Origin of the sequence: Aquicoccus porphyridii, from assembly GCF_008369105.1 — a bacterium.
GTDB lineage: Bacteria > Pseudomonadota > Alphaproteobacteria > Rhodobacterales > Rhodobacteraceae > Aquicoccus > Aquicoccus porphyridii.
Window position 1 is genome coordinate 1 of the sequence record NZ_VINQ01000185.1, and the last position, 399, is coordinate 399.

Below are 399 nucleotides of genomic sequence, written 5' to 3' on the forward strand. Positions count from 1 at the left end.
GGTCAGCCGGGAATGGCGTCGCGGATCTTCTCCCACTCCTTGGTTTCCTTTTTCGACGCCCCGCCCAGCAGCTCCAGGGCCTGGCGCAAGCGATAACGCGACAGGTCGGCGCCAAGGATCTCCATGGCGTCCAGCACCGAAACCGAGCTGGCATGCCCGGTGATGGCCGGGAACATCAGCGGCATCACGTCGCGCAGCTTGAGCTGGAGGTGTTCGGCGACAGCCTGGATGCAGCCGGTGATGCGTTCCTTCTCCCACTGGCGCAGGGATTCGAGTTTCCACAGCACCAGTTGCAGGACCTGGCGGACCTGGGTCGGATCGAGCTTCTTGTGTTCGAACAGCGAAGCGTCCAGCGGCACCCCGCCGCTGAAGAAGAATCCGGCCAGCGGCGCGATCTGG

The 399-nt window shown here is 64.4% G+C and carries 1 protein-coding gene; it reads right to left on the reverse strand.

Annotated elements, in window-relative coordinates:
- Positions 1 to 2 precede the first annotated feature (2 nt).
- The coding region (locus FLO80_RS24110; RefSeq protein WP_223145561.1) for a hypothetical protein at positions 3 to 399 on the reverse strand (397 nt) is incomplete at its 5' end.